Origin of the sequence: Chelatococcus caeni (assembly GCF_014196925.1) — a bacterium.
Lineage (GTDB): Bacteria > Pseudomonadota > Alphaproteobacteria > Rhizobiales > Beijerinckiaceae > Chelatococcus_A > Chelatococcus_A caeni.
Map to the genome: position 1 here is coordinate 256,097 of NZ_JACIEN010000002.1, position 20,092 is coordinate 276,188.

Sequence of the window (20,092 nt, forward strand, 5' to 3'; positions counted from 1 at the left end):
GCGATCGGGCAGGGAGATTCGGCCGGCGATGAGCGAAGCGGATGATTTTGTCGACGCGATCGTCGTCGGCGCGGGGGTGGTCGGGCTGGCCGTCGCACGGGCGCTCGCGCTCGCCGGCCGCTCGGTGGTGGTGCTGGAGGGCGAGGGCGCCATCGGCACCGGCACGTCCGCGCGCAACAGCGAGGTCATCCACGCCGGGCTCTATTATCCGGAGGGCAGCCTGAAGGCGCGCCTCTGTGTCGAGGGGCGGCGCGCGCTCTATGCCTATTGCGCCGCGCGCGGCGTGCCGCACCGCCGTTGCGGCAAGCTGCTGGTGACGGCGAGCGAGGACGAGATCGCCGCCGTCGCGGCGATCGCCGAGCGCGGCCGCGTCAACGGCGCCGAAGACCTCGCGATGATCTCCGGCGCCGAGGCGCGGCGCATGGAGCCGGAACTGGCAGCGGTCGCGGCGCTGTGGTCGCCGCAAACCGGCATCATCGACAGCCACGCCTATATGCTGGCGCTGCAGGGCGATGCGGAGAACGCCGGCGCCGTCCTCGCCTTCAACACGCCCTTCGTCGCGGCCGAACCCGCAGCACAAGGGTTTCTCGTCAGGACCGGCGGGGCGGAGCCCATGCGCCTTGCCTGCCGCGAGCTCGTCAATGCCGCCGGCCTCGGCGCATCGGACGTGGCAGACCGAATCGCGGGGCTGCCGTCAGATGCGGTGCCGCGCACGCGCTTCTGCAAGGGCAGCTATTTCATCCTCGCCGGGCGGGCGCCCTTCTCCCGGCTCATCTATCCGGCGCCCAGCGCCCATGGCCTCGGCGTGCACCTGACGCTCGACCTCGGCGGGCAGGCGCGCTTCGGGCCGGACACGGAGTGGGTCGAGGACATCCGCTACGAGGTCGACGGCGCGCGCCGTGCGGCCTTCGCCGCGGCGATCCGCCGCTACTGGCCCGGCCTCGACGAGGAGGCCCTGTCGCCCGGCTACAGCGGCATCCGCCCCAAGATCGTGAGGGAGGGAGAGCCGGCGGCCGATTTCCGCATCGACGGGCCGCAAACCCATGGAATGGCCGGCCTCGTCAATCTCTTCGGCATCGAGAGCCCGGGCCTCACCGCCTCGCTCGCCATCGCCGAGGAGGTTCTGGCGCGCCTCGAGGGAGGACGGCCGCCCGCCTGACGCGGCGCCGGCATGCGCTGGCCGTTCTTGCGTCCGATATATGGCAAAGCCTAGTTTCGGCACGGGAGAACGCCGAACGGGACGGGCCGACGGAGCCGGGGCATGACGGACATCGCCACACGTGTCTACAATCACAAGTGGAAGATCGACCCGATCGTCCGCTCCCTGCTCGACACGGACTTCTACAAGCTGCTGATGGCGCAGACGATCTTCCGGCGCCAGCGCGACACGCGCGTCACCTTCTCGATCCTCAACCGCTCGAAGGACATCCGCCTCGCCGACCTCGTCGAGGAAAGCGCCCTGCGCGAGCAGCTCGACCATGCCCGCAGCCTGAGGCTGACCCGCGGGGAATCGACCTGGCTGCGCGGCAACATGTTCTACGGCAAGCGCCAGATGTTCGCGCCCGAGTTCATCGAGTGGCTGGAGGGCTTCCAGCTGCCGGCCTACGACCTTCGGGTGCGCGACGGCCAGTACGAGCTCGAGTTCGACGGGCCGTGGCTGGAGACGACCTTCTGGGAGATCCCGGCGCTCGCCATCCTCAACGAATTGCGCTCGCGCGCCGTGCTCGCCGCCATGGGCAAGTTCGAGCTGCAGGTGCTCTATGCCCGGGCCATGACGCGGGTGTGGGAGAAGGTGCAGCGGCTCAAGGCCCTGCCCGGCCTGCAGATCGCGGATTTCGGCACGCGCCGTCGCCATGGCTTCCTGTGGCAGGACTGGTGCGTGCAGGCGATGATCGAGGGCCTGGGCGATGCCTTCACCGGCACCTCGAACTGCCTCATCGCCATGCGCCGCGAGGTCGAGGCCGTCGGCACCAATGCGCACGAACTGCCGATGGTCTATGCGGCGCTCGCCGACAGCGACGCCGAGCTCGCCGCCGCGCCCTACCAGGTGCTGCGCGACTGGCAGGAGGACTACGAGGGCAACCTGCTCATCATCCTGCCCGACACCTACGGCACCACGCATTTCCTGGCCGCCGCGCCGAGCTGGGTGTCGAGCTGGACGGGCATCCGCGTCGATTCCAAGGATCCGATCGAGGGCGGCGAGGAGGCGATCCGCTGGTGGCGCGAGCGCGGCGAGGACCCGCGCAAGAAGCTCGCCATCTTCTCGGACGCCCTCGACGTCACCGCCATCGAGCGCATCCACTACCATTTCGCCGGGCGCATGCGCTTCGGCTTCGGCTGGGGCACGCTGCTCACCAACGACTTCCGCGGCTTCGCGCCGGACGGGGCGCTCGACCCCATCTCGATCGTCTGCAAGGTGGTGTCGGCCAACGGCCGCCCTGCCGTGAAGCTGTCGGACAATCCCGCCAAGGCCATGGGCCCGGCGGCCGAGGTCGAGCGCTACAAGCGCGTCTTCGAGCTCGAGGAGCGCGCCGAGCGGCCGGTGCTCGTGTAAGGGGCGGCCTCAGGCCGCCTTCTTCTGGTAGTCCTTCACGTCCGAGAAGCGGATGGCCGGCCAGCGCTCCTCGTCGTAGCGCAGCGAGAAGGGGCTCGAGGCCATGAACACCGGCGCCCCGTCGAGGTCGGCGGCCATGGCGGAATTGTTCGCCGTGGCGAACTTGTCGAGCTCGGCCTTGTCGTCGGCGCTCACCCAGCGGCAGACGGAGAAGCGCGTCGTCTCGTAGGCGGCGTCGAGGCCGTATTCCGTCTTCAGCCGTTCGATCAGCACGTCGAGCTGCAGCGCGCCGACGACGCCGACGATGGCGCCCGAGCCGTCGTTGGGGATGAAGAGCTGCACGACGCCTTCCTCGGCGAGCTGCTCGAGCGCCTCCCGCAGCTTCTTGGCCTTCATCGCGTCCTTGATGGAGATGCGGCGCAGGATCTCGGGGGCGAAGCTCGGCACGCCGCGGAAGACGATGTCCTCGCCCTCGGTGAGCGTGTCGCCGATGCGCAGCGTGCCGTGGTTGGGGATGCCGACAACGTCGCCGGCATAGGCCTCGTCCGCCACCGTGCGGTCCTGCGCGAAGAAGAACTGCGGCGCGTTGAGGCTGATGGCCTTGCCGGTGCGCACGAGCTTCGCCTTCATGCCGCGCGCCAGCCGCCCCGAGCACACGCGCATGAAGGCGATGCGGTCGCGGTGGTTGGGATCCATGTTGGCCTGGATCTTGAAGACGAAGCCGGTCATCTTCGGCTCGTCCGCCTCGACCGTGCGCTTGTCCGCCTCCTGCCCGCGCGGGGAGGGGGCATAGGCCGCCATGGCGTCGATGAGGTCGCGGATGCCGAAGTTGCGCAAGGCGCTGCCGAAGAAGACGGGCGTCAGGTGCCCCTCGCGGAAGGCGGCGAGGTCGAAGGGCTTCAGCGCCTCCTCGGCGAGCATCGCCTCCTCCTGCCAGGCGCCGGCCTCGTGCGCCGGCAACAGCGCCGCGAGGGCCGCGTCGTCGGCGCCGCTCACCTTCATGGTCTCGTCGTCGGCGATGCGCCGCACCGTCTTCGTGCCGAAGGTATAGGTGCCGGCGAAGCTCTTGCCGGCGCCGATCGGCCAGTTGATCGGGGCCGTGTCGAGCGCCAGCGTCTTCTCGATCTCGTCGAGCAGGTCGAAGGGGTCGCGGCTCTCGCGGTCGAGCTTGTTGATGAAGGTGACGATGGGGATGTCGCGCAGCCGGCAGACCTCGAAGAGCTTGCGCGTGCGCGCCTCGATGCCCTTGGCCGCGTCGATGACCATGACGGCGGCATCGACCGCGGTCAGCGTGCGGTAGGTATCCTCCGAGAAGTCCTCGTGGCCGGGCGTGTCGAGCAGGTTGAAGACGCAGCCGCCGTATTCGAATGTCATCACCGAGGTGACGACCGAGATGCCGCGCTCACGCTCGATGCCCATCCAGTCCGAGCGCGTCTGCACGCGGTTGCGCTTGGCCTTGACCTCGCCGGCGAGCTGGATGGCGCCGCCGAAGAGCAGCAGCTTCTCGGTGAGCGTCGTCTTGCCCGCATCCGGGTGGGAGATGATGGCGAAGGTGCGCCGCCGCGCGATGGGGTCGGCGGGCCCGCCGTTGACGAGGGGGCTTTGCATGGGGCGTCAAAAAATCTTGCGGCGGCGGACCGGCAGGGAGGAAGGGCCTCGCCGGCTCCGGCAGCGCCTGGAACCACGGTTGGCGCGTTCTTTCCAGCCATTGGCGGCCGTGTCAATGGCAGGCATTGACGGAGCGTCCGGCGCGCCGGATCCTGCGGCCGTGAACGGGAGCCGATGATGGCAGGGATCCGGATCGACGAAGCGGACGTCCTCCTCGTCGTCGACGTGCAGAACGACTTCTGCCCCGGCGGGGCGCTGGCGGTCGAGGGCGGGGACGCCATCGTGCCGGTGGTCAACGCGCTGGCGCGGCGCTTCGCCCACGTCATCCTGACGCAGGACTGGCACAAGCCGGGCCACCTGTCCTTCGCCTCGGCCCATCCCGGCCGCAGGCCCTTCGAGACCGTCGAGATGTCCTACGGGCCGCAGGTGCTGTGGCCGGACCATTGCGTCGAGGACACGCCGGGCGCCGAGTTCCACCCGGACCTCGACGTGCCCCATGCCGAGCTCATCCTGCGCAAGGGCTTCGACTCGGCGATCGATTCCTACTCGGCCTTCTACGAGAACGATCGCGTGACGCCGACGGGGCTCGGCGGCTATCTCAAGGAGCGGGGCCTGAGGCGCGTCTTCCTCGCCGGCCTCGCGCTCGACTTCTGCGTGCGCTACTCGGCCGAGGATGCGCACGGCCACGGCTTCGCGGTCACGGTCATCGAGGACGCCTGCCGCGCCATCGACCTCGACGGGTCGCTGGCCGCGACCGAGGCGGGGTTCGCGGCGCTCGGCATCGCCCAGGTGGATGCGGCCGATATCGGCTGAGCGGAATGGCCTCCCCGTCATGCCTGCGCTTGTCGCGGGCATCCACGGTCCAGCACGGGCATCAGGTTCAAAGGCGTGGATGGCCGGGACGAGCCCGGCCATGACGAACGGGGGCGGTCCTTTCGACCCGCTTCTGCCCTCTTCAGCTGAACCGCCGCATGGCCTGCGGGGCATGGCGGCGCTCAGCTGGAAGCGTCCGCAGCGCGTCGCTCAATGCGCCTCTTCCCAGTTGCCCGCGGCCCTCGCCTCGACCTCGAGCGGCACGGCGAGAGCCACGGCGGGGTTGGGTGCCTCGCGCATCACATGGGTGATGACCGGCAGCGTCCTGTCCACCTCGTTCTCCGGCACCTCGAAGACCAGCTCGTCGTGCACCTGCAGCAGCATGCGCGCGCCGAGGCCGGCCTTTTCCAGCGCCTCGTCCATGCGCACCATGGCGCGGCGGATGATATCGGCGGCGGTGCCCTGGATCGGGGCGTTGATCGCCTGGCGCTCGACGAAGGCGCGCTCGGAGGGGTTGGACGACTTGATCTGCGGATAATGGCAGATGCGGCCGAACAGCGTCGTCACATAGCCGTTCTCGCGGCAGAAGCGCTTGGTCTCGTCCATGTAGTCGCGGATGCCGGGGAAGCGCTCGAAATATTTCCTGATGTAGGCCGAGGCCTCCTCGCGCGGGATGCCGAGCTGGTTGGCGAGGCCGAAGGCCGAGATGCCGTAGATGATGCCGAAGTTGATGGCCTTGGCGCGCCGGCGCACCAGGGGGTCCATGCCCTTCACCGGCACGCCGAACATCTCGGAGGCGGTCATGGCGTGGATGTCGATGCCGTCGGCGAAGGCCTGCCGCAGCTGCGGGATGTCGGCGATATGGGCGAGGACGCGCAGCTCGATCTGGCTGTAGTCGGCCGAGACGAGCTTGGTGCCCGGCGCGGCGACGAAGGCCGTGCGAATCTTGCGCCCCTCTTCCGTGCGCACCGGGATGTTCTGGATGTTCGGCTCCGACGACGACAGGCGCCCGGTCGTGGTCGCGGCGAGCGAGAAGCACGTGTGCACGCGATGCGTCTCGGGATTGACGTAGCCGGGCAGCGCATCGGTGTAGGTGGATTTCAGCTTGGCGAGCTGGCGCCAGTCGAGGATCTTCGACGGCAGCGGGTGGCCCTCGGCGGCGAGGTCTTCCAGTACGCCGGCGCCGGTCGCCCACTGGCCGGTCTTCGTCTTCTTGGCACCGGGCAGGCCCATCTTGCCGAAGAGGATGTCGCCCAATTGCTTAGGGCTGCCGATGGTGAAGCGCTCGCCGGCGATGGCGTAGATCTCCTCCTCGAGGCCAGCGAGCTTCTGGGCGAAATCGCCGGACAGGCGCGAGAGGATGGCGCGGTCGATGGCGATGCCGCGGCTCTCCATGCGCGCCAGCGTCGCCACCATCGGCCGCTCCAGCGTCTCGTAGACGCTCGTACGGCCCTCCGCGACGAGGCGTGGCTTCAGCGCGAGCCACAGGCGCAAGGTGACGTCCGCATCCTCGGCGGCATAGGCGGTCGCCTTGTCGATCGCCACCTTGTCGAAGGTGACCTGCGCCTTGCCGGAGCCGGCGACCTCCGAGAAGGCGATGGGCTTATGGCCCAGATGCTTCTCCGACAGGGCGTCCATGCCGTGCAAGCTGCGGCCGGCATCGAGCACGTAGGAGATCAGCATCGTGTCGTCGTAGGACGCCAGCGTGATGCCGTGGCGGGCGAAGATGAGCCAGTCGTATTTCAGGTTCTGGCCGATCTTGAGGACCGAGGGGTCCTCGAGGAGCGGCTTCAGCCGCGCCACCGCCTCGCGCAGAGGGATCTGGCCGGCGGCAAGGCCGTTGCCGAAGAGGTCGTCGCCGTCACGGTGCTGCAGGGGCACGTAGCAGGCCTTGCCGGGTGCCGTGGCGAGCGAGAAGCCGACGAGCTCGGCCTGCATGGCGTCGACCGAGTTCGTCTCCGTGTCGACGGCCACGTGGCCGCGCTCGCGGGCCTCGGCGATCCATTCCTCGAGGCGGGCGAGGCTCGTCACCGTCTCGTAGGTGCTGCGGTCGACCGGGGCCGCCGCCTCGGCCGCGCGGCTCGCGACGAGCGCCGCCGGGACGAGAAGCTCGTCGCCCGGCCCCGTCGGTGTGGCCGACGCAGCGGTTGACGCAGGCGCCGCGACCGTCTCGCCGGGGCTCCAGCCGAGGCCGGCTCCCGGGGTGGCGAGGCGGGCGTCCGGCTCGACGGCGGCGATGTCGACCTCGTAGAGCTCGCCGACGCGCTTGGTGATGGTGGTGAACTCCATCGCCTTCAGGAAGGCGACGAGGCTCTGCGGCTCCGGCGGCACGAGCGCGAGGTCGGTGAGCGGCGTCTCGACGGTGACGTCGTCGACGAGCGAGACGAGCCGGCGGGAGATGAGGATCTGCTCGACGATGTCCGGGTTCGTCAGCGTCTCGCGCCGCTTGGGCTGCTTGATCTCGCCGGCGCGGGCGATGAGCGTGTCGAGATCGCCGTATTCGCCGATGAGCTGCGCGGCCGTCTTGATGCCGATGCCGGGGGCGCCGGGCACGTTGTCGGTCGAATCGCCGGCGAGCGACTGCACGTCGACCACCTTCTGCGGCTCGACGCCGAAATATTCCAGCACCTCGTCGCGGCCGATGCGCCGCTCGGGCCGGAAGCTGCCCTTCGACTGGGTGCCGGAGGCCGGGTCGTACATGGCGACGCCGGGCCGGATGAGCTGCATCAGGTCCTTGTCGGCGGAGATGATGAGCACGTCGGCGCCGGCCTCCGTCGCCTCGCGCGCATAGGTGGCGATGAGATCGTCCGCCTCGTAGCGGTCCTGCTCGACCGGCTTGAGGCCGAAGGCGCGCACGGCCTCGCGCATCAGCGGGAACTGCGGGATGAGATCTTCCGGGGGCTCCTGCCGGTTCGCCTTGTAGGCCGGATAGATCTCCTTGCGGAAGGACTGCTCCGACTTGTCGAAGATGATGGCGAGGTGGGTCGGGGTGATGCCGACCGCGCCCTCGCGGATGAACTGGAACAGCTTGGTGCAGAACAGGCGCACGGCGCCGGTGGGCAGGCCGTCCGAGCGGTAGTTGTATTTCCGGTCCTGGTTCATGGACTGGAAATAGGCGCGGAAGACGAAGGACGAGCCGTCGACGAGGAAGACGTGGTCCCCCGGCTTCAGCGCACGGGCGGCGTGGACGGCAACGGCGGGGGCGGCTTGCTCGGACATGGCTCTCGGACGGGTGCTTCTCGGGAATCGCCGGTAAGGTCGGGGCGGGACTATGCCACGCCTCGCCCGCGTTCGCGATCCGTTTCGCTCGCCGTCCGGGGAAAACGGCCGTCAGCCGGCCGGTGCGAGACGCGCCGGGGCGGCGATGTGGCAGGCCCGCGGCCGCACGAAGAGCACGTCGAGCACCGTGCCGCGGATCAGCCGCTCGAAGACGAGCGGCGCGACGACGCCCGCCGCCGTCACGAGGGCGGCGCCCCAGCCGACGCCGATGACGTCGACGAGGCCGGTCTTGACGAGGAGGACGCGCATCGCCGCCATCGGCAGGAAGAAGGCGAGATAGACGACGATGGAGCGCTCGCCGCAATAGGTCAGCGGGCCGGCAAGGCCGCGCGCCACGAGCAGCGCGGCAACGGCCGTGATGGCGACGGCGCCGGCAAGGCCGAGCGCGAGGCTCACCCCCGGCAGGGTGGCGATCGTCTCGTGGCCGCTCACCCCGCTCGGCGTGAAGGCGGCGAAGCCGTTGCCGAGGGCCCAGAGGCCGAGCCCAAGGAGCGCCGGCAGCGCATTGCGGCCCGCCCAGGCGGCAATGGCGAAGACGCGTGGGGCGAAGACGTAGCCGGCGGCGAAATAGACGAAATAGGCGGCGAAGGCGTCGATCGCGAGCCAGCCGCTCTCGATGTGGGCGATCTGCAGGGCGGCGGCGCCGGCGAGGAGCGCCACCGGCGGCAGCCGGCGCAGCAGCTTCACCGCGACCGAGTAGACGGCGAGCATGTAGATGAACCACAGGGTGCCGAAGGGCTCGATGAAGCCGAGCGCGAAGAGGCGGACGAGCTCGGCCGGATCGCCGCCGGCGAGGCCCCAGCCCTTCATGGCGAACTGGATGACGTACCAGACAAGGTAGAAATAGAGGAAATGCACGATGCGCCGGTCGGCGAAGATGCGCCAGTCGCGCGTGACGGCCCGGCCGAGGAAGAGGCCGGAGACGAGGAAGAAGTCGGGCATGCGGAAGGGCTTGGCGAAGGCGACGACCTCATGCATCCAGCCCTCGCGGCCCACCGCCTCGCCGAGGCCGAGCGTCGCATGCATCATGACGACGAGGATGATGCAGATGCCCTTGGCGGTATCGACCCAGGCGATGCGCTCGCCGGTCGGCAATGGCGACGTCATGCTGGCTGCTCCCGTTATGGCACGCCCTGTCCCGCAATGCGACGCCGGCCGGGCCTGAGGCCGGCGTGCGCTCTCTTTCGGGCTTTGTCCAGCAAGCCTCGTGCCGGATGGCGGCAGGGATCTCAGATGATGCCGCGCGCGCCTTCGGGATCGAAGGCGGCGTGGAGGCGCGAGGCGGCGGCGCGGGCAAAGCGCAGCGTCACCTCCTTGCGGCGAGCGCCGGGCAGGGGATGGAGCGGCGCCTCGCGCAGCACGGCGGCGCCGTACTGGTCGGCGACGATGAGCCCTGTCGCCTCCGGCAGCACCTCCTGCGGGAAGTCGTCGGTGACGGCGAAGAAGAGGCGGTCGCAATAGGCCCGGTAGTCCTGCCACTTGCCGTCGGTGCGGAAGTCGGCGAGGCACGACTTGACCTCGACGACGGTGATGCGCCCGTCGGGGGCGAGCGCCACCACGTCGGCCCGCCGACCGGAGGCAAGGGTAAGCTCCGTCACCGTCACCTGGCCGAGGCCGGCGAAGAGCCGCCGCACCCCGCGCTGGACGGCGAGCGCGACCGGCGACTGGCGTCCGTCCTCCGGCAGCACCAGCACGCCGTCCAACCGGGAGGCCAAGTCACCCATCAAAGCCATCCATCGATATCATCCACCCGTCACTTCGCCGTCCTTCGCCGGCGCTCCTGCCTTCGCACAGCTTTGGTCTCACATCATGGCGGGCATGGGCATCAAGGAGGCGATCACGAGCGACAGGATGAAGCTCATGACGAGCGCGATGATCACGACCACGGCAGTGAACAGGCCGGCCTTGCTCTCCGCCACCCCCATGAGCCGCGGCGCCCCGACATAGAGCAGATAGATGCCGTAGAGCCCGAGGATGGCGAGGAAGCCGAGCACCGGCACGAGGAGGAAGACGCCGGTCAGCCAGGCCGGCGTGTAGGAATAGGCCGCCAGCTTGAAGGCGGGGAGCATGCCCTTGCGGCCGCCGAAGCGCGGGGCCAGCGCATCGATGACGAGCGCCACGAGATAGACGATGAGGAGTCCGAGCCCGAACTGCAGGGCCGCCATCACGAGGCCGCTGAAGAAGGGCATGCGCATGCGGCCCTCGCCCATGCTGAAGCCCAGTACCGACATGCCGATGAAGCCGCAGACGGCCGGGATGAGCGCGAGCGGAACGACGTAGTTGCGGTAGATATCGCCGACCGTGCCCCCCTCGGCCGCGATCACGGGCCATTCGGTCCGCGGCGTGACGATGATGTTCCTTGCCCTGTCGACCAGCCCCATGTGCCATCTCCCCTGGCGGAGGCCGCGGCATCCGGCCGCGGCGAAACGACGCAACATATGCCGGAAACGCCCGGGCGGAAACCGGCCGGGGTCGCGCCCGGTCAGGCGACGCGCGCATCCTCGGCCATCATGGCGGCCGCCTTGTCGGCGATCATCATGGTGGGCGAGTTGGTGTTGCCGGAGGTGATGGTCGGCATCACCGAGGCATCGGCGATGCGCAGGCCGGCAATGCCGCGCACCCGGAGCCGCGCGTCGACCACGGCGAGCGGATCGTCGTCGCGGCCCATGCGCGCCGTGCCGACAGGATGGAAGATGGTGGTGCCGAGATCGCCCGCCGCGCCGGCGAGCTCCTCGTCGCTCGCCAGATGCGCCCCCGGCTTGAATTCCTCGGGCGAGAAGCGCGCGAGCGGCGGGGCGGCGGCGAGCCGGCGCGTGAGGCGGATGGCGTCGACCGCGACGCGCCGGTCCTCCTCGGTGGAGAGGTAGTTCGGCGCGATCGCCGGCGGCACGCGCGCCTCCGGGCTCTTCGCATGGACCGAGCCGCGGCTCGTCGGGCGCAGGTTGCAGACGCTCGCGGTGAAGGCGGGGAAGGGGTGCAGCCGGTCGCCGAACTTGTCGAGCGACAGCGGCTGGATGTGGAACTGCAGGTTCGGCGTCTCGTACTCCGGCGAGGAGCGGGTGAAGATGCCGAGCTGCGAGGGGGCCATGGTCAGCGGCCCGCGCCGGAAGAGGGCATATTCGAGCGCCATGGCGGCGCGTCTGGCGAGCCGCGCATAGTCCTCGTTGAGGGTGCGCACGCCCGAGACCTTGAAGATGGGGCGGAGCTGCAGATGGTCCTGCAGGTTCTCGCCGACGCCCGGCAGGTCGCGCACGGGGTCGATGCCGAGCCCGGCGAGCCGGGCCGCATCGCCGATACCGCTCACCTCGAGCAGCTGCGGCGTGCCGACGGCGCCGGCGGCGAGCACCACCTCGCCGCGGGCGCGCATGGTGAAGCGCTCGCCGCCGCGCGAGAAGACGACGCCGGTGGCGCGGCCGTCCTCGACGAGGATGCGCTCCACGTGCACTCCCGTCTCCAGACGAAGGTTCCGACGGCCGAGGACCGGCTTCAGGAAGCCGCGCGCCGCGCTCCAGCGGCGGCCGTTCTTCTGGTTCACCTGAAAGTACGAGGAGCCGAAATTGTCGCCCGTATTGAAATCCGCGACCTTGGGGATGCCGAGGCTCTCGGCGGCGTCCTGCACGGCGTCGAGCAGGTCCCAGCGCATGCGCGGATAGTCGACGCACCATTCCCCGCCGCTGCGGTGCAGCGCATTGGGCGGGGCGACGTGGTTCTCCATCGACAGGAAATGGGGCAGGACGTCGTCCCAGCCCCAGCCGGCAAGGCCCATCTGCCGCCAGCGCTCGTAGTCCGCTGCCTGGCCGCGCATGTAGATCATGGCGTTGATGGCGGAGCAGCCGCCGATGACCTTGCCGCGCGGATAGGCGAGCTCGCGGCCGTTGAGGCCGGCCACGGCCTCCGTGCGAAACATCCAGTCGGCGCGCGGATTGCCGATGGCGAAGAGATAGCCGACGGGGATGTGGAACCATACCCAGTTGTCGCGGCCGCCGGCCTCCAGGAGGAGGACGGACCGCTTCGGGTCCGCCGACAGGCGGTTGGCGAGCACGCAGCCGGCCGAGCCGGCGCCGACGACGATGTAGTCGAAGGTTTCCCCCTCATCGCTCGCAGGTGCCACGCCATCCTCCCCAAGCCTTGCCGTTTCTTGATGTGCAGAAGGACACGGCGCGGCGGCTCATGGCAAGTCATGCTGCGGTGATGCTTTGGCCAGACCGCATGTCGGCTCGCCGCACCGCGCCCGGCCATCTTCCTGCAAAAGCTGTTCAAACTTTCGCGAAACGTCAGTAGGGTCGTCGCCACGGGTTGCCGCACCGCGGCCCGCCACAGGCCGCCGGAGAACCATGGAACGCGATCCCCTACGACTTGCCTGGCGCAGCAATCGCGGCCTCAATCTGGTGATCGCCCTCGTCGGCCTCCTCCTGGCGGTCGCCGTCCTTCTTTTCCTCGGCGTGCTGGCGACCCTGATCGACGACGTCCTCATCGGCGGGCGTTTCGCCGATATCGACGCGCAGGCGCCGTTTCTGCGCCTCGCCTTCGGGCTGCCCGCGGTCTTCGGCGGCGGTGAGGTCGTCGTGTCCGAGGGCATTCTCCTCGGCCGCGATGCCTATATGGCGGCGGCCATCGCAACGCTCATTGCCCTCATCCTCCTGCAGGTGGGGCTCAGGGCGCTGGTCTCCCTTCTTGCTGCGACGGCAGCGAGCCGCGCCACGAACGGGCTCAGGAAGGATATCTTCGGCCGCATCGTCACGGCCCGGCCCTCGGCGCGGGACGAGGCGGAGGCGGCAGCCCGGCAGATCGGCGAAGGCGTCGGCCGGCTCGCGCCGGTGCTCCGGGAGGCGCTTGCCGTGCCGCTCAGCGTCGGCCCGGAAATCCTCGTCATCCTCGCCTTCGGCTTCGCGCAGCACCTGTCCATCGGGCTCCTCTTCCTCGGCGGGGCCATCGCTGCCGCCGTCCTGATGCGGCCGCTCGACGAGGCAAGGGCTGCGCTCGGCCTCGTCGCGCGCGACGGCGACCGGGAATCGGGGCGCATGGCGCAGGAGGCGGCCCGCCGGTTGCCCGCCATCCGCATTCACGGCACGGGCGAGGCGGAGCTCGCCGGTTTCGGCGCCATGCTGGCGCGGCTGTCCGCCCGGCAGGTCGCGCAGGCGCGGCGCCAGATCGGGCTGCAGGCGCTCGTCGCCATCGTCCGCTACGGCCTTCCGGCGCTGTTCATCGTCATCGCGGGCAATCTCGCGGCCGAGCGGGTGCTGTCCGCCGGGGGCTTCGTCGCCGCGCTCTTCGCCGCCTTCCTGATGCTGCGGCCGGTCGATGCGCTCACGCGCTGGATTGCCGGGCAGCGCGAGGGCCGGGCGGCCCTCGAGGAGTTGGCCCGGGCCGTCGGCAGCCTCAATGCGCGTGGCGAGCGGCGCCGGCGTGCGGCGCGCCTGCCGCAGCCCTCGCCGCAGCGTGTCGGCGTCGAGGGGCTCACGGCCTTCGACCCGCATTCCGGCCACAGGCTCGAGGGCGTCGACCTTACACTCGACCTGCCGGCGCATGTCGCCCTTGCCGGGCCGCCGGGCTCGGGGGCGGACGTGCTCGCGGCCGTCCTCGGCGGGGCGCTCGATCCTACGGAGGGGCGCGTCCTCTTCGATGGCGTCGACGTCGGCGAGATGTCCGACGGCTACAGGGCGGCCGTCATCGCCTTTGCCGGGGCCGATCCCGTGATGCTCGACGGCAGCCTCAGGGACAACCTGACCTACGGCGTGCCGCCGGACCTGACGCGGGACAAGGATGCGTGCGATGCCCGGCTCATCGCCGCGCTCAAGCTCGTCGGGGTCGATGCCGAGGTCTACAGTCTCGGGCTCAACGGGGCCGTCGGCGCCCATGCGGCGGCGCGCCTCGCCCCCTTCATCGCCGATGCCCGGCGGGCAGTGAGGGAGGAGCTCGCTTCCGACGGGACCGAGGATCTCGTCGATCCGTTTGCCGCCGAGCGCTACAACCGCCACGGCACCGTGGCCGAGAACATCCTCTTCGGCGTGCCCGTGGGTGACACGTTCGAGGAGCGGCGTCTCGCCCGCAACCCTTTCCTCAGGGCGGTGCTGGAGGCGGAGGATCTGACGCGGCCGCTGACCGAGATGGGCCTCGCCATCGCCACGCAGATGGTGGAGATGTTCGCCGGCATCCCGGACGACAATGCCCTCATCGAGCGCTTCTCCTTCTTCAGCGCCGAGGAGCGCGGCCGCTACGAGGGACTGATCGCGCGCCGCGCCCAGCGCCGGCGCAGCGAGCAGGCCGAGGACCGTGATCTCCTGATCGCGCTCGCCCTGCGCTATGTGGAGACGCGGCACCGCCTCGGCCTGCTCGACGAGGCGCTGGAGGCGCGCCTCGTCGCCGCCCGGCGCACCTTCGCCCGTCTGCTGCCGCCGGGCCTTGCGCCGGCCATCGAGTTCTGGGAGGCGGAGCGGCTGTGCAGCGCCGCCTCGCTCAGCGACAACCTGCTCTTCGGCCGCGTGGCCTACGACATCGCCGGGGCGGAGGAGCGGGTGCATGCCGCCGTGCGGCGCGTGCTCGCCTCGCTCGACCTCGACGCCGAGGTGCTGCGGCTCGGGCTCTCCGCCCGCGTCGGCCCGCGCAAGGGGCTCGTCTCGCCGGTGCCGGACCGGCTGGTCGATCTCATCCGCTGCCTGGCGCGCGAGCCGCAGGTGCTCGTGGTCAGCCACATCTTCGACGGCATGACGCGAAGCGACGCCGAGGCGCTGATCGGGCGCCTGCGCCAGGGGCTCGAGAACCGCAGCCTCGTCGCCGTGCTGCCGCCGGGCCTGCCCGAGGATTGCCTCGACAGGACTGTCCATTTCTCGCGCGCCGGGCTGGCGCTGCCCCGGGCGGAGGCGGAAATGGCGGATGGATCGTGACCCTCCGAATCGTGACCTTCATGTGCGCTAGCGCACGTCGTTTGCGGTTTTTCTAAGGTAGAAATGGCAGATGGCTATGGACAACAAACCGACCGAGAGTGATCTCAGCGTCCGCTTCTGGGGCGTCCGGGGCTCGCATCCCGTGTCGGGGCCGGACGTGTGCACGTTCGGCGGTCACACGGCCTGCGTCGAGGTGCGCTGCGGCGAGCGGCTGTTCGTCATCGACGCCGGCACGGGCATCACCCGCCTCGGACAGACGCTCGGCGCCGATGCGCCGGCGCATATCGACCTGCTCCTGAGCCACCTCCATCTCGACCACGTCATCGGCCTGCCCTTCTTCCGGCCGGCTCTGATGAAGGGCACGACGCTGAGGCTGCACTGCGGCAATCTCGACGGCGAGAGCGCCGAGGCGGCGCTCGACCGGCTGTTCGCGCCGCCGCTCTTTCCGGTGACGCTCGCCCAGCTGCCGGCGACCATCGAGCACGTCGGCTTCCATGCCGGCGAGACGCTGACCTTCGACGACGGGCTCAAGGTCCGCACCTGTCCGCTGCAGCACCCGTCCGGTGCCACCGCTTACCGCTTCGATCACGGCGGGCGCTCCGTCTGCTACGTCAGCGACATCGAGCATGACGAGCTCGGCCCCTGGCCGCACGAGGAGCTGCTCGCCTTCGTGCGCGACGCCGACCTCGTCATCTACGACGCCATGTACACGGAAGCCGAATATTGCCGCTGCCGCGGCTGGGGCCATTCGACCTGCGATGCGGGCGTCGCGCTCTGCCGGGCGGCGGGCGTCGGCCGGCTCGCGGCCTTCCACGTCCATCCCTGGCACACCGATGCCGATCTCGCCGACATGGAGCGGCGCCTCGCCGCCATGCTGCCCGGCTCCTTCGTGGCGCGCGAGGGGCAGGAGGTCCACCTCGCTGCCGCGCGTGTCGCCGCCTGAGCCGGATCGTCCGCCCGCCCTTGCGGCCGCGCCTCCATCGGCTATTGTCGCGCCGCCCGCCGGGGAGCGGGATCGGTTCGTGATCCGGAGCGCGACGTGACGGCGCTGTTCGCCACCACCTGCCTCGGCGCCGCCCTCCTGGCGGGGCTCGCCATCATCCTTCTGCGCCCGCTGCTGCAGCGCTATGCGCTGGCGCGGCCCAACGCGCGCTCGAGCCACCGCATCCCGACGCCGCAGGGCGGGGGAATCGCCGTGCTCGGGGCCGCGCTCGCGGCCGGTGCCGCGGCCCTCGCGATCGGTCTGCCGCCGCTCGGTGCCGGTGCCGGTGCCGCGCTCCTCGCCGTCGCGCTCGCGGCCGTCGTGCTCGCGGGGCTCGGCGCCTTCGACGACATCCGCCCGCTGCCGGTGCTGCCGCGTCTCGGCGCGCAGTTCGCCGCCGTCGGGCTGGTGGTCGTCGCAGCTACCAACGTGGTGCGTATCGGGCCGGACTGGCTGCCCCTCGGCTTCGAGCAGGCCCTGCTGGTGCTCGCCGGGGTCTGGTTCGTCAATCTCGTCAACTTCATGGACGGGCTCGACCTGATGACGGTGGCGGAATTCGCGCCGCTGTGCGCCGCGCTCGCCACCTTCGCCCTGTCGGGCTTCCTGCCGCCGGCGGAGGGCGTGCTTGCGGCCGCCCTGCTCGGCGGCCTCCTCGGCTTTGCCCCGTTCAACCGGCCGGTGGCCCGGCTCTTCCTCGGCGATGTCGGCTCGCTGCCCATCGGCCTCATCGCCGGCTATCTGCTGCTCGTGCTCGCCGCCCATGGCGGGCTCGCCGCCGCCGTCCTCCTGCCGCTCTACTACCTGGCGGACGCCACGCTGACGCTCTTCAGGCGACTCGCGCGCGGCGAGCGCGTGTGGCAGGCGCACCGCAGCCACTTCTACCAGCGCGCCACCGACAACGGCTATTCGGTGCCGGCCGTCGTCGGGCAGGTGCTGGCCCTCAATCTCTTCCTCGCATTGCTGGCGGCGGTTTCGCTGGGCGTCACCTCTCCGGCGCTTCAGGCGGCCCTCGTCGCTCTCGGGGCGGCGGGCGTCGGCTTCGTGCTGCTGCGCTTCTCGCGCCCGCGCGCGGGCATGGCCCCGGCATGACGGCGGGCGCAGGCGGCACCGTCCTCCTCACCGGAGCCTCGGGCTTCGTCGGCCGGCACGTGGCCGCGGCCCTGCGCGAGGCCGGCCATGCGGTCCGCGCCGCCGTGCGCGATGCGGGGCGCGCGCCGCCCGGCTGCGAGCCTTTCGTCATCGGCGATCTCGCCACACCGGTCGACTGGGCGCCGGCGCTCGCCGGCGTCGATGCGGTCGTGCACGGCGCCGGCATCGCCCATGTGGGGCCGGGCGTTCCGGAGGCGCGCTACCAGGGGGTCAATACCGATGCGACGCTGGCGCTCGCCGATGCCGCCGCCGGCCGCGTGCGCCGTTTCGTCTTCCTGTCCTCCGTCCGCGCCCAGAGCGGGGCGAGCGCGCCGGCGACCCTGCGCGACGACGACGCGCCGGCCCCGGTCGATCCTTACGGCCGCTCCAAGCTCGCCGCCGAGCGCGGCCTTGCCGAGCGCGGCATCGACCATGTGGCGCTGCGGCCCGTGCTCGTCTACGGCCGGGGCGTCGCGGGCAACATGGGGGCGCTCGTCAGGCTGGCGCGCCTGCCGCTGCCGCTGCCCTTCGCCGGGCTCGGCGCCCGGCGCTCGCTCCTGGCCGTCGAGAACCTCGCCGGTGCCATCGTCCATGTGCTGGCGCAGCCCGGCCCGCTGTCGGGATCCATGCTGGTGGCGGATGCGGCGCCCGTCTCGCTGCCGGAGATCATCACGGCGCTCAGGGCCGGGATGGGGCGGCGCCCGGGCCTCGTCGACATCGACGAGCGGTGGATCGCGGCTTTGCTGCGGCTCGCCGGCCGGCAGGGCATGCTGGAGCGGCTGGCCGGCTCGCTCGTCGTCGAGCCGGGCCGCCTCATGGCGCTCGGCTGGCGACCTGCTCTGACGACGCCGGAAGGCCTGCGGCGGCTGGGGGCTGCCGGCGGCTGAACTCGGGGATGGCCTCCGCCATCACCGCCTCGGCACGCGCCCGGTCGTAGGCGTGCGCCGCCTCCTCGAGCCGCGCCAGCCAGCCGGCGATGCGCGCCTTGTCGGCGAAGACCGGCTCGGCCGCCATGACGCCGTCGATGCCCGTCTCCGTCATCGGTTCCTCGCGGGCGAAGAGGATCTCGTGCAGGCGCTCGCCGGGGCGCACGCCGGTGACGGCGATGTCGATGTCGACGCCGGGCTCGAAGCCGGCGAGGCGGATCATGCGCTGGGCGAGATCGTAGATGCGCACCGGCTGGCCCATCTTGAGGACATAGACGGCGGCGCGGCGGCCGGCGCCGGTGGCCGTGCGGCCCTCGGCATCGGCATGGGAGGCGGCGGTGAGGACGAGGTCGGCCGCCTCGCGCACGGTCATGAAGTAGCGGACCATGTCCGGATGGGTGACCGTGACGGGGCCGCCGCGGGCGATCTGGGCCTTGAACTTCGGCACGACCGAGCCGACCGAGCCGAGGACGTTGCCGAAGCGCACGGCGATGAGGCGCGTGCCGCTGCCGCCGTTCGCGGCCGTCTCGGCATCGAGGGCCTGGGCGTACATCTCGGCGAGGCGCTTCGTCGTGCCGAGCATGGAGACCGGCTCGATGGCCTTGTCGGTCGAGATCATGACGAGGGCGCGCACGCCGGCCGCGACGGCGGCATCGGCCACGTTCACCGAGCCGAAGACGTTGGTCTTGATGCCCTCGCTCCAGTCCTGCTCCAGATAGGGCACGTGCTTCAAGGCCGCGGCGTGGAAGACGACGTCGGGCGCGAACTGGCGGAAGAGATGCTCGATGCGCTCGCGGTCGCGCACGTCGGCGATGCCGCCCTCGATCCGCGTCGGCGCGTCGAGCACGGCGAGCTGCTCGGTCACCGCGTGCAGCGCCGGCTCCGAGCTCTCCAGCACATAGAGCGCATCGGCGCCGAAGGCGGCGACGCGGGCGCAGATCTCGCTGCCGATGGAGCCGCCGCCGCCGGTCACCAGCACGCGCTTGCCGCGGATGAAGCGAGCGAGGCGCGCCTTGTCGATCTCCACCGTCGGGCGCAGCAGCAGGTCCTCGATGTCGACAGGGGCGAGGGTGAGGTCGCGCAGGCCTTCCTCGTCGAGGCCCTGCAGCCGCGACAGCGGCAGGCCGAGGCGCCGCGCGCGGGCGAGCAGGGCGTCGGCCTCGGGCGCGTTGATGGCGCTCGGCGTCATGACGAGGCGGCGCACGTTGACGCCGCGCTCGGCAAGATCGGCGATGACCTGCTCGAGATCGGCGAAGGTGCCGAGCACCGGTACGCCGCGGATGGCCTGGTCGAGGTCCGACTCGCGCGGCGACAGGATGCCCTTGGCCGAGATCTTCGAAAAGGCGCCGCTCTCGATGGCGCGCAGCGCGACCTCCACCTCGGCACTGCGCCCGAGGACGAGGGAGGCGGTGGCCTCATGCCGCTCGATGCTGTGGCGCGACTGGGCATATTTCAGATAGCGCCAGGCGAGCCGCGGCCCGCCGAGCAGGAACATCTGCAGCACCCAGTAGAGCGCGATGGTGATCTTGCCGAAGAAGAAGTAGCCGTAGAAACCGGAGGAGGCGAGGATGTAGTCGCCGACGAGGAGGGTCATCGCCAGAAGCGTGACCGCCTTGAAGATGTTCGACAGGTCGGGCAGCGAGGCGAAGCGCCAGCGCGAGCGGTAGAGGCCGAAATACCAGTAGGTGACGGCGGCGAGCGGCACGAAGACGAGGAGGACGTGCGGCAGCAGCGCCAGGCGCTCGCCGAGCTGCGGGTCCTCGAAGCGCACGACAAAGGCGAGCAGGACCGCAAGGACGGTCGCGCCGAGGTCGTGGGCGATGATCAGCGTTTTCTTCGCCAGGAGCTGTGCCAAGAATCTGGAGCCGTTCTTAGTGGATGTCTGCGGGGGTATCAGCCTGACGGGACGGTTTGTCAA

General features: G+C 70.7%; 14 protein-coding genes. 7 read left to right on the forward strand and 7 right to left on the reverse strand.

Going from position 1 to position 20,092, the window contains the following annotated elements:
- The first annotated feature begins 28 nt into the window (after positions 1 to 28).
- Positions 29 to 1,159 (forward strand): NAD(P)/FAD-dependent oxidoreductase, encoded by a 1,131-nt coding sequence (locus tag GGR16_RS09920; RefSeq protein ID WP_183316505.1) that lies wholly within the window; start codon positions 29 to 31, stop codon positions 1,157 to 1,159.
- 102 nt (positions 1,160 to 1,261) lie between these two features.
- A complete protein-coding gene (gene pncB / locus GGR16_RS09925; RefSeq protein ID WP_019400785.1) occupies positions 1,262 to 2,554 on the forward strand; it encodes a nicotinate phosphoribosyltransferase in 1,293 nt (430 codons plus the stop codon).
- Between the two features lie 9 nt (positions 2,555 to 2,563).
- On the opposite strand, the gene GGR16_RS09930 is transcribed toward pncB, so the two are convergent.
- Complete coding sequence (locus GGR16_RS09930; protein ID WP_183316506.1) at positions 2,564 to 4,162, reverse strand: peptide chain release factor 3; 1,599 nt, start codon at positions 4,160 to 4,162, stop codon at positions 2,564 to 2,566.
- Positions 4,163 to 4,336: 174 nt separating this feature from the next.
- Between GGR16_RS09930 and pncA the strand changes: the two genes are divergently transcribed.
- The gene (gene pncA / locus GGR16_RS09935) at positions 4,337 to 4,975 is read left to right on the forward strand and encodes a bifunctional nicotinamidase/pyrazinamidase (RefSeq protein ID WP_183316507.1); all 639 of its coding nucleotides are present in this window, start codon (positions 4,337 to 4,339) and stop codon (positions 4,973 to 4,975) included.
- A gap of 210 nt (positions 4,976 to 5,185) precedes the next feature.
- Here the strand turns inward: pncA and polA are convergent, their stop codons facing one another.
- The 5 genes from polA to GGR16_RS09960 form a co-directional block, all read right to left on the reverse strand.
- The gene (polA, locus tag GGR16_RS09940) at positions 5,186 to 8,194 is read right to left on the reverse strand and encodes a DNA polymerase I (RefSeq protein WP_183316508.1); all 3,009 of its coding nucleotides are present in this window, start codon (positions 8,192 to 8,194) and stop codon (positions 5,186 to 5,188) included.
- A 111-nt stretch (positions 8,195 to 8,305) separates the two neighbouring features.
- A complete protein-coding gene (locus tag GGR16_RS09945) occupies positions 8,306 to 9,361 on the reverse strand; it encodes an acyltransferase family protein (RefSeq protein ID WP_183316509.1) in 1,056 nt (351 codons plus the stop codon).
- A 122-nt stretch (positions 9,362 to 9,483) separates the two neighbouring features.
- Positions 9,484 to 9,978, reverse strand: coding sequence for an MmcB family DNA repair protein (locus tag GGR16_RS09950; protein ID WP_246372981.1), 495 nt, complete (start codon positions 9,976 to 9,978; stop codon positions 9,484 to 9,486).
- Positions 9,979 to 10,056: 78 nt separating this feature from the next.
- Positions 10,057 to 10,635, reverse strand: a complete 579-nt coding sequence (locus GGR16_RS09955) for a Yip1 family protein (RefSeq protein ID WP_183316510.1) — start codon at positions 10,633 to 10,635, stop codon at positions 10,057 to 10,059.
- 101 nt (positions 10,636 to 10,736) lie between these two features.
- Entirely contained in the window at positions 10,737 to 12,365 is a 1,629-nt protein-coding gene (locus GGR16_RS09960) for a GMC family oxidoreductase N-terminal domain-containing protein (RefSeq protein ID WP_183316511.1), read from the reverse strand.
- 223 nt (positions 12,366 to 12,588) lie between these two features.
- Between GGR16_RS09960 and GGR16_RS09965 the strand changes: the two genes are divergently transcribed.
- The 4 genes from GGR16_RS09965 to GGR16_RS09980 all read left to right on the forward strand — a co-directional run bounded on the left by GGR16_RS09965 (position 12,589) and on the right by GGR16_RS09980 (position 18,135).
- Entirely contained in the window at positions 12,589 to 15,138 is a 2,550-nt protein-coding gene (locus GGR16_RS09965) for an ABC transporter ATP-binding protein (RefSeq protein WP_183316512.1), read from the forward strand.
- Positions 15,139 to 15,214: 76 nt separating this feature from the next.
- The gene (locus tag GGR16_RS09970) at positions 15,215 to 16,081 is read left to right on the forward strand and encodes an MBL fold metallo-hydrolase (protein ID WP_183316513.1); all 867 of its coding nucleotides are present in this window, start codon (positions 15,215 to 15,217) and stop codon (positions 16,079 to 16,081) included.
- A 96-nt stretch (positions 16,082 to 16,177) separates the two neighbouring features.
- Positions 16,178 to 17,209 carry an MraY family glycosyltransferase gene (locus tag GGR16_RS09975; RefSeq protein ID WP_183316514.1) on the forward strand — a complete coding sequence of 344 codons (1,032 nt, stop codon included), beginning with the start codon at positions 16,178 to 16,180 and terminating at the stop codon, positions 17,207 to 17,209.
- Positions 17,206 to 18,135, forward strand: a complete 930-nt coding sequence (locus GGR16_RS09980) for an NAD-dependent epimerase/dehydratase family protein (RefSeq protein ID WP_183316515.1) — start codon at positions 17,206 to 17,208, stop codon at positions 18,133 to 18,135. The genes GGR16_RS09975 and GGR16_RS09980 overlap by 4 nt, the downstream gene beginning before the upstream one ends.
- Here the strand turns inward: GGR16_RS09980 and GGR16_RS09985 are convergent.
- Entirely contained in the window at positions 18,062 to 20,029 is a 1,968-nt protein-coding gene (locus GGR16_RS09985) for a nucleoside-diphosphate sugar epimerase/dehydratase (RefSeq protein WP_183316516.1), read from the reverse strand. The genes GGR16_RS09980 and GGR16_RS09985 overlap by 74 nt on opposite strands.
- Between the last annotated feature and the right edge of the window lie 63 nt (positions 20,030 to 20,092).